Source organism: uncultured Clostridium sp. (assembly GCF_900547735.1).
GTDB lineage: Bacteria > Bacillota > Clostridia > Lachnospirales > Lachnospiraceae > Otoolea.
This window is the reverse complement of the sequence record NZ_URHZ01000130.1, coordinates 1-7,932: the sequence shown is the minus strand read 5'-3', so window position 1 is coordinate 7,932 and position 7,932 is coordinate 1. Positions and strand designations below refer to the sequence as shown.

At 48.2% G+C, this 7,932-nt stretch carries 5 protein-coding genes; 4 read left to right on the top strand and 1 reads right to left on the bottom strand.

What is annotated here, in order from left to right:
• The first annotated feature begins 526 nt into the window (after positions 1–526).
• Positions 527–1,024, top strand: a complete 498-nt coding sequence (locus QZT18_RS22950; RefSeq protein ID WP_294151980.1) for a DUF5721 family protein — start codon at positions 527–529, stop codon at positions 1,022–1,024.
• Positions 1,025–1,259: 235 nt separating this feature from the next.
• Here QZT18_RS22950 and QZT18_RS22945 read toward each other — a convergent pair whose 3' ends face one another.
• Positions 1,260–2,420, bottom strand: a complete 1,161-nt coding sequence (locus QZT18_RS22945; protein ID WP_294151978.1) for a M14 family zinc carboxypeptidase — start codon at positions 2,418–2,420, stop codon at positions 1,260–1,262.
• 399 nt (positions 2,421–2,819) lie between these two features.
• Between QZT18_RS22945 and htpG the strand changes: the two genes are divergently transcribed.
• The 3 genes from htpG (at position 2,820) to QZT18_RS22930 (ending at position 7,621) form a co-directional block, all read left to right on the top strand.
• Positions 2,820–4,826 (top strand): molecular chaperone HtpG, encoded by a 2,007-nt coding sequence (gene htpG, locus QZT18_RS22940; protein WP_294151977.1) that lies wholly within the window; start codon positions 2,820–2,822, stop codon positions 4,824–4,826.
• 341 nt (positions 4,827–5,167) lie between these two features.
• A complete protein-coding gene (locus QZT18_RS22935; RefSeq protein WP_294151975.1) occupies positions 5,168–6,439 on the top strand; it encodes an SLC13 family permease in 1,272 nt (423 codons plus the stop codon).
• Between the two features lie 12 nt (positions 6,440–6,451).
• Entirely contained in the window at positions 6,452–7,621 is a 1,170-nt protein-coding gene (locus tag QZT18_RS22930; protein ID WP_294151974.1) for an amidohydrolase family protein, read from the top strand.
• Positions 7,622–7,932: the final 311 nt, after the last annotated feature.

Genomic DNA, 7,932 nt, shown 5'->3' with positions numbered 1-7,932 from the left:
GGGGGAGGTATTGTCGCGGCCACTATGTAGTCGTGAATCTTTTACCTTTTGAAGGAATTTCGGATTAAATTCGGGGATACATCCAAAGCTAAATTTAATAATGAATCAAAAAATTCAATAGTTATTCAAGGATAGGACAGGCGCTAAAGAGCAGACTCATTAGTTAATACCAGACAAGAGAAATTCTCCTGGAATTCGAGGAAATGTAGTGGCAGCGACAATACCTCCCCCCTTTGAAGGAATAAGAACAAATCAGCGGCCGCAGGCCGGGGTACGGGATGGCGAAAACCTTCGCGTCTTCAGTCCCGGTCGATAACCTTCCCGTGGGGAAGAAGGAATCTTTTTCTGCCCGGCTTCCCCACCTGCGACCACCTAACGTCCGGGACTGAAGACTCACACCCTCCCCCTCAGCATCCCGAACCCCGACCGTAACCGGCGGCGTTCGCCTTCCTCAATTAAATCTCCCTTATTCGGAGTTGCACGAACTCCCCCAGTGAGGTAAAATGGAAGAAGACGGAGGAAGATTATGGTTGCATTACGGATTGCCGATTTAAAGGCATTTACAAAAAAATTATTTATTGGGGAGACTTTCGACCGTTTTCTGGTGCGTGAGGCCACGATTGTTACGTTTAACAGCTTTTCGATCGACGGAAAAGTCAGACATGGATTTTATTCCGATGAGGAGCTGGAAGAGGGAAAGATTGAGGCATATTCGTCCTGGAAGACGCTTCGGCCATTTTGTTTTTCCCTGATTAAGGGCAGCAAGCTGCCGGAGAGTTTTGCGATAGTGTTTAAACTGCCTCCCGGAAACGTGGAGCGTTTCCTGAAGGACAGGGGGGCTTCCTGGCTGCCGGAGCAGGTGGGCGGGCTTTTTATCAACGTCAGGTATGAGGAACAGGTATTATCCTGCATTACCGGACTGTCCATGAACCAGTTTACAATGGACCGGACCCTGGAACGGGAGTGGGATGATTCCATAAAGGCATTTTTGAAAAAAGAAGAGATTGCTTTTGAGGAAGCGTAGAATAGCAAACGTTATGAAGTGTAGAGAAGCAAATCAGAAGCATAGGGAAGCAAATCAGAAGCATAAGAGAAGCAAACCAGAAGCATAGAGAAGCAAATCAAAAGAATAGAGAAGTAAAGGTCCGAGAATAAAAATAGAAAGTATTCAAAAAACCCCCGATATCCCAGTTGGCAACACACCTGGATATCGGGGGTTTCTATTATTTTACTTTATAATTCGTTTGTAAGTGGTACGGTTAGTGGCTTAAAATATATTTGCTGAAGAGCACGGGAATCTGTTTGTTCTGATCCCAGATTGACTGGTATTCGGAGAAGGCAACCGGACAGGTGGAACGTCCCACCTCGATCGTGATGCCGGCCACCGGATTTCCTTTTCTCTGGAGCCAGTCTTTAAATCCGCCTACGCCTTTGCTGCCCAGTACCTGGTACCCGGTTACACCGGCGGCGGTGAGGGCCATGTCGTTGGATTCCGCCATCTTCTGGTTATTGTCGGTATCCCAGTAGAGGACTCTTCCCATCGCATGATAGTTGATAACAGCGGAAAATGCCTGCTGCTGGACCAGGTTGGCCAGAGCCTGTGATTCCGGCTCGGACAGAGGAGAGGCTCCCTTGTAGTCGGTAAATGAGTTGTGAGCCAGGGTTGGATTCAGGGATTCCCAGCCTGCGTCGAAGTTATGGTTCAAATCGACTCCGCGGGCATTGCTTTTCCAGCGGATCAGATACTGGTCATAACTAAGTGAGGTGCGGGCATCCGCCACGTCCATGGTGTAGCAGTTCTGAATGTTCTGGCGCAGTTCTTCGGAGCGGATAGCCCCCTCGCCGAACTGGCTGATGGCAACTCCGTCGGGGTTTGCCATCGGGACAAAATGGATGGAAACATTATTCAGTATGGAGGAAAGCGGCTGGTTGTTATATGTTCCTGAATCGTAGAAAGCAAGCATATATTCCAACTGCTGCATCATCAGGGGAACTACAATATATTCCCTTGCATGGATTGCTCCCTGGAAAAGGATCTTTTTCGGCGCGCCCGGGTTTCCGATGACAACGTCGTAAATATTTCTCCCGTCGAGAGACTGGCCGATGACGGTGACCGCCATATGGTTTCCGTAGCGTGCGGCCAGTGCGGCGATATCCTGTTCCATCTGCTCATAAGAGTACTTATCGACCGGTTTTACTACCGGATCGGAGAGATTCTGGTTATAAAAGCTGTTATCCACGGGGACAGAGGCGCCAGGGCCGCTTCCGGGGCCAGGGGAAGGGGTCGACAGGGATGCATCATCAGCCGGACCGGCAAAAGCAGTCCCTGCAAATACGCTGGAAAATGCCAGCGACAGGGAAATATATCCGACAGCAGCGCTTTTTTTCAGGAAGCGCCGTAAGTTTGTTCTACGATTCATTTAGAGTATCCTCCTTATATTGTGTGGCTCAATGTGACTGTTCAGTACCCTCATTATTGCCGGTTTACGGTTTAAATAAAATGGTCCCTGAACAATTACGACTCACTCATTATAAAAGTTCTGGTATAGATTGTCAACGAACTGGAAAAAACTGAAAGAAAAACGCAAGGTTTGGTAATAATCAGTGACCGGCCCGTGTTTGCCGCCGGCCGGAAAACGGAGGTTCAGTAAAACAGATGAAAATTATTAGCACTCAATGCAAATGAGTGCTAATTTTCTATTGACATCTGGAAGAAGAGGTATTAGAATAATAAATGCACGGCAGGGACAACGCCGCCGCACAGCAGAGCATCTTAATAAAATAAATATAAAAAATAAGGCAGTAAAGGAGTGTTTATTATGGCAGCTAAAACAGGCAGCTTATCAATCAACAGCGAGAATATCTTCCCTATTATAAAAAAATGGCTTTATTCCGACCACGACATTTTCTACAGGGAATTGATTTCCAACGGCTGTGATGCAATCACAAAGCTCAAAAAACTGGAGCTTATGGGAGAATTTGTTAAACCGGAAGATCTGGAATACAAGATTCAGGTGACGGTAGACTCAAATGCAAAGACGATCACGGTGGAAGATAACGGTATCGGTATGACCGCTGAGGAAGTGGAAGAGTACATCAACCAGATCGCGTTTTCGGGCGCGCAGGACTTCCTGGAGAAGTATAAGGACAAGGCCAATGAGGATCAGATTATCGGTCACTTTGGACTGGGCTTCTATTCTGCATTCATGGTAGCGGACCGCGTTGTAATCGACACCCTGTCCTATCGGGAAGGGGCTAAGCCGGTTCACTGGGAATCCGAAGGCGGTACGGAATTTACGATGGATGAAGGCGGCAAGGAAACCATCGGTACGAGAATTGTCCTCTACTTAAATGACGACAGCGCTGAATTCAGCAATGAGTACAGGGCGCGCGAAGTAATCCAGAAATACTGTGCTTTCATGCCGGTGGAGATTTTCCTGGACAACAGCGCGGCAGAGCCTCAGTATGAGACAATTGAAAAGGACGAGCTGACTGAGAAGGACACGGTTGTGGAGACTGTGATCGAGGAGGCGAAGACAGAGGAGAAGGAGAACGAGGACGGTACTAAAGAGACGGTCGAAGTATCACCGAGAACCGAGAAATATAAGATTCTGAAACGTCCGGAAGCGTTGAACGACATCCATCCGCTCTGGAATAAGCATCCGAATGAGTGCAGCGAGGAAGAGTATAAGGAATTTTACCGCAAGGTATTTATGGACTTTAAGGAGCCGTTGTTCTGGATTCACCTGAACATGGACTACCCGTTCAACCTGAAAGGAATTCTCTATTTCCCGAAGATCAACATGGAGTACGAGAGCCTTGAGGGAACGATCAAGCTTTATAACAACCAGGTATTTATTGCCGACAATATTAAGGAAGTCATTCCGGAATTCCTGATGCTTTTAAAGGGCGTAATCGATTGTCCGGATCTGCCTCTTAACGTATCCAGAAGCGCTCTTCAGAACGATGGTTTTGTTAAGAAGATTTCCGATTACATCACAAAGAAAGTGGCGGATAAACTTTCAGGAATGTGCAAGACAGACCGTGAAGTTTATGAGAAATACTGGGATGACATTTCCCCATTTATTAAATTCGGCTGCCTGAAGGACGACAAATTTGCCGAAAAGATGGATGACTATATCATTTTCAAAAACCTGGAAGGCAAATATCTGACACTGAAGGACTGCGAGGAGAGAGCCAAAGAAGAAAATCACGAGAATAAGCTCTTCTATGTGACGGATGAGAAGGAGCAGGGCCAGTACATCAACATGTTCAAAGAGTCCGGCCAGGACGCCCTCATTCTGCCGCATAACATCGACAATCCGTTTATCGGACGTCTGGAGCAGAAACATGAGAACCTGAAGTTCCTCCGTATTGACGCGGATGTCAATGAGACGATGAAGGAAGAGGTGGCCGAGGAGGACAAGGAAGCGTTCGGCAAATCGGAGGAGACTCTGACGGAACTCTTCCGCAAAACACTGGACGACGACAAGCTCCAGGTTAAGGTGGAAAAACTTAAAAACGAGTCCATTTCCTCCATGATTACCGTTTCTGAGGAATCACGCCGTATGCAGGAAATGATGAAGATGTACAACATGTACGGAATGGATCCTTCCATGTTCGGCGGAAGCGGCCAGGTATTAATCCTGAATGCAAACAACAATCTGGTTCAGTATGTGCTGGAGAACGGCGAGGGTGAGAACACAGGAAAGATTTGTGAACAGCTCTATGATTTGGCGCTGCTCAGCCACGGTTCCCTGACACCGGAGAGAATGACTAAATTTATTGCAAGAAGCAACGAGATTATGGGAATGCTGGCTAAATAAGATTCCCGGACGTTTAAGATATTGAGAAGATGCAGGGCACCCTGTGCACAGAAGAAACTGTTACTGAAAAACAGATTCCCGTGTACAGCGCCCTGCGTCTTTTTATTGAATGGCAATGAAAAGTTCGCGAAGCGTACTTTTCGTTGTTGAGTGGCAATGAAAAGTTAACGAAGCGTGCTTTTCGTTGTTGAATGATGTGACAAAATTTCGTTGTCGGGAACGACAAAATACATTGTTGGATTTTGTGGATTGGATGACATACAATAAGGACAGACGATGAAAGAAAAGACTGGCCATGGCGGCTTTGATCGTAACCACACAAATGAAATGAGGGGGAAAACATGGAACCATCCACACTAACAATTATTATTCTGATACTTGCAGTTATTTCTTTTCTTCTTGAGAAAATACCTGTCAATATGACAGTAATGCTGACACTGTGTGCTCTGGTGCTGACGGGGCTGGTTACGCCGAAGGAAGCGGTCAGCGGATTTGCCAGCACGACAATCCTGATGCTGATAGGCGTTGTAATTGTAGGAAGCGCTCTGTTTGAGACGGGGGTATGTGACAAGATTGCTTCGGTTGTGACAAAGTATGCAAAGACGGAACGGCAGATGATTATGGCAATCCTGATCCTGTCCACCGTTATGTCGGCCGGGCTCAGCAACTCAGGCACAGTCGCCGTATTTATTCCGATCATCATCGGCATCACCGCTACAACGAGCTTTTCACGTTCTAAACTGCTGATGTCCGCATTTCTAGGCGCTATGGCGGGAGGCAGGCTGACGCTGGTAGGAGATGCGGCGGTCAACGTGCTGATTGGCGATCAGATAAAAGAACTGGGACAGTCATTTGGTTTTTTTGAAATTTCCAAAATCGGCGTTCCGCTTACGGTAATCATGCTGATCTATATGTACTTTATCGGTTATAAATTTTTACCGGACATCAAGGCGTACAATGATGAGAGCCAGATTTTCTCCGAACGGGCGCCGAAGGATGTGCCGCAGTGGAAACAGGTGGCTTCCGTGGCAGTTCTCCTCTGTGTATTCGTGGGGATGATTTTTGAAGACAGGACGGGGATTCCTTCCTACATGGTGGCAATCATGGGAGCGGTTGCCGACGTGCTTCTGGGAATATTTACGGAAAAGCAGGCATATCAGCTTGTGAGCATTAAAACGGTAATTCTGCTCGGAGGAATGACGCCGCTGGCTACGGCTCTCAAAAACACGGGAGCGGCCCAGATTATGGCGGATACCCTGATAAGAATCATTGGCGGTTCCACCAACGTGTATTACATCACAATTGTCATTTTCGTCCTGACGTGTGTGATGACGCAGTTTATGTCCAACGTTGTGACGATTACGCTGCTGATGCCGATTATCATTGCAATTGCGGAAACAATCGGTGTATTTCCTTCCGCACTGCTGATGGTGCTGTGCATCGCATCCACCATGTCGATTTTGAGCCCGATTGCCTGCCCTCCGGCCAACCTGATTTACGCTTACGGGGGATATAAGTTCTCAGACTATCTGAAGAGCAACATCGGAATGACGGTTGTATTCCTGATTGCCTGTATCATACTGATACCGTTTATCTGGCCTTTATATGTTTAATGGAGGAAAAAAATGGATTTACTCATCAATAATGCAATGGCCGTGGATCCGGATACGGGCATAGAACGAAACATTGCGGCGGGAATCGATAAGGGGATTATTCAGTTTATCACGGAACCTCTGACGGAAAGGGAAGCGGAGAATGCGGCCAATGTAATTCTGGATGCGGAGGGCGCCTATCTTCAGCCCGGCTGGATAGATTTCCATACGCATTTGTTTACAAAGGGAAGCGGTTTCGGCATAAACGGAGATCTGCTGCTGGCGTCGGGAGCCGTGACGGCCGTGGATATGGGTACGGCCGGCTGCGCCGGGTATGAGGCGTTCCATCAGCTTGACGTTATGCCGAGGACGATTAAAATCAGGAGTTTTCTGAACCTTTCACCTTTAGGTCAGCCTGGCGCAGGCATTATGGAACCGCTTGCCCGCACCGCAGTGAAAGAAGAACAGATGGCTGCTCTGATTGGGAAATACAGGGACGAGATACGCGGAATCAAGGTCAGGATCAGCCGCCCGATTGTAGGCAATGAGGGTATTGCGCCTTTGGAACACGCACTGGAACTGGGGGAGCGATTCGGTCTTCCGGTCTGTGTCCACACAACGGATCCTCCTGTGAGGGCGGAGGAGATTGTAAAACGGCTCCGGCCCGGTGACATTTACAGCCATATGTACCACAACAAGGGCATGACAATCCTGGAGGAGGACGGTACCGTACAATGCGCGTTTCACGATGCCAGGGAGAGAGGCGTCTTCCTGGAAGTGGGAAACGGCAGGATGAATTTTAATTTTGAGGTGGCGGAAAAGGCACTGGAAGAAGGCATTTATCCCGACATTATCAGCAGTGACGCGACCGCGGCCACCTTCGGCAATGCGCCCGATATGAAGGATCTGGCCTTTGTCATGTCGAAATTCCTGAATATGGGGATGCCGCTTCACCGCGTATTCGACTCGGTAACGCGGATTCCGGCCCGCTGTCTCAGGATGGAGAAAGAGACCGGTGTGCTGGAGGAAGGAAGAAAAGCCGATCTGACCCTGGTGAGACTTGTCAGGAAGAATGTGGAATTTTCCGATTCCGACGGTAACATCAGAACCGGAGACAGAATCCTTGCGCCGGAAATGACAATGATTGACGGAAAAATTGTATATCTTCAGGGGCGGCCTGCAATCAGAAAAGGGTGCCGCTGATCATCGGCGGACGTAAACGCTATTGTAAAAAAGCTGTGTAATTACGGGGGAATCCCGTATTACACAGCTTTTTTTGGAAGGAAACCGCGGGGATGGTGAGAGGGGAATCCAGAGAAAAAAATTCCTGCGGGGACTCGCTCCCGCTTGTGAAGCGCACAGCGGTGCTAAACTCGAAAATACCTGCTACCGCCCGCTTTTGCATTAAGCCCGAAGAAACCTCGCAAAGTGCTCAATGTGTCGCCAAGTGCCGGCGGGATTCAAGGTCACCCTTCGGAAAGTTTTTCTCCTCCTTCCCCGGGCAGGTTGTCGAC